At 55.6% G+C, this 2,134-nt stretch carries 2 protein-coding genes; both read left to right on the top strand.

The window, feature by feature from the left end:
• The coding region (locus ABKW30_RS29190) for an EAL domain-containing protein (protein WP_348602478.1) at positions 1-718 on the top strand (718 nt) is incomplete at its 5' end.
• 326 nt (positions 719-1,044) lie between these two features.
• On the top strand, positions 1,045-2,134 hold a 1,090-nt coding region (locus tag ABKW30_RS29185), incomplete at its 3' end, for a PAS domain-containing protein (RefSeq protein WP_348602477.1).

Raw genomic sequence — 2,134 nt, 5'->3', positions numbered from 1 at the left:
TTATCAGCCACAGATACACCTGAAATCCGGACGGATATTCGCAGTGGAAGCGCTGGTGCGTTGGCAACATCCAGTGCTTGGGCTCGTTCTTCCGAACGAGTTTATCCCCTTGGCCGAAGAAACCGGACTAATTGTGCCCCTTGGCGACTGGGTTCTCGATGAAGCCTGCCGGCAGAACAAAGCCTGGCAGGACGCGGGACTTGCGCCGATCGCTATGTGTGTCAATGTTTCAGCACGTCAGTTTCAGGATCAAAACTGGACGAGCCGTGTACTGGGGACTTTGAGCGCAACTGGTCTGGAAGCAAAATATCTCGAGCTGGAGCTCACAGAAAGCCTGGTCATGCGGGACGTCGATGAGGCTATTGCCACCATGCAGCACCTGTGCGCGGCCGGAATTGGCTTTGCCATCGATGACTTCGGAACGGGCTATTCAAATCTGAGCGCGCTGAAAAGTCTGCCGGTTTCCCGGCTTAAAATTGATCGATCGTTCGTGCATAACCTGGCCGAAGACGAAGACGACAGAACAATCGCAGCCGCTGTGATATCGCTTGGGCAAAAGCTCAATATGAAAGTTATCGCAGAGGGCGTCGAGACAGATGACCAGGTGACTTTCCTGCGCAACAATGAATGTGATGAAATTCAAGGCTTTCATTTCAGCGGGCCTGTTTCGTCCAGTGAAATCCAGATACTTCTCCACAATCAGCAGTCGCAAGTGTAAAAATTCCCTTCAGCGGCCAGAGAAAGTCGGTCAGGCGGTCGTCCCCGGCAAATCTTCACCGGTCTTTGCAGTGCCAAGAGCATTGTCATGTTTGGCTCGGCAGCATGAAGTTCAAGTTCCTCACTTGCACAGACCCTGTGCGAATCTCGAACAAACGTCCCTCGCCTGCGGGCGGGGACCCTGCTTTGACCGGCATTTGCGACGGAAAGGCCTGTTTGTCGAGCGAATTGGATGAACGACCGGTGCGGCTGATTTACCTTCAAGACAGGGCGTCATCCATCTGCTACCACGTCTGAACGTTTCCTCCGCCGAAAGATCAAGTGAACATGAACGAGTTATTGGGCGGCCACATCCCCTCCTCCACCGCGCCGGATTCCAGCGCTCGTGATATCGATATGAACATCCTGCTCAGCGCCGTGCTCGCCCTGAGCGACGAGTGCATCAAAATTCTCGATCTTGATGGTCGGCTGCTGTTCATGTCGCAAGGCGGCATGGGGGTGATGGAGGTCGAGGATTTCAGCACGATGAAGAATTGCTTCTGGCCGGATTTCTGGTCAGGTGAGGCCAACACCGCGGCCAGGGAAGCGGTGGCAACCGCTGCGGCCGGTGGCAATGCGCGGTTCACCGGAGCAGCGAACACTGCCAAGGGTAACCCGCGTTTCTGGGATGTTCGTGTCCAGGCGCTGGCCGGAACCGATGGTCGCCCGACACATCTGCTTGCTATTTCGCGTGACATCAGTGGCGAACATTCGGCCAAGGCTGAAAACGCCAGGTTGCTGGAGGAGGAAAAGCGGGCAGCGCAACGTGAAGCAGAGATGTTGCGCCATCTGCTTCTCGACGCCCCCAGCTTTATGTGCCTGCTTGAAGGCCCTGAACATATCTTCAAGATTGCCAACAACGCCTTCGTGCAGCTCGTCGGCCATCGCGATCTCCTCGGCCTTTCGGTCCGCCAGGCGGTGCCGGAAGTTGCGGAGCAAGGCCTCTACAAACTTCTCGACCGGGTTTATTCGTCCGGGCAGCCCTTTATCGGCCGTGGGGTCAACATGAGCATCCAGCGTGTCCCCGGTGGCCTTTTCGAAAGCGTCTATCTGAACTTCGTCTATCAACCCATCTTCGATGATCATGGACGTGTCAGTGGTATTTTCGTCGATGGCAGCGATGTCACAGATCTTAAGAACGCAGAAATTGCCCTGCACCGCAAGGAGTTGCAGCTCGAACTTGCGCTTGAGGCGGCGGAAATGGGCGTTTGGGAATGCACGGTCGTAGATGGTCATTTTGTTGACATCAAGGAGGATGAAAGAGCGATGCGATTGCTCAATCGTCGCCCCGATGAAGACCTGCACTTTGATGGGTTTGCGTCGCGCGTTCATCCGGAAGACCGGCTTGCCTTGTCGGAGTCGGCTGAAAGGGCGCTTG

It is taken from the genome of Phyllobacterium sp. SB3 (assembly GCF_040009165.1).
Classification (GTDB): Bacteria; Pseudomonadota; Alphaproteobacteria; order Rhizobiales; family Rhizobiaceae; genus Phyllobacterium.
Note: the sequence above shows the minus strand (reverse complement) of the source record. Positions and strands in the feature narration are given on the sequence as shown.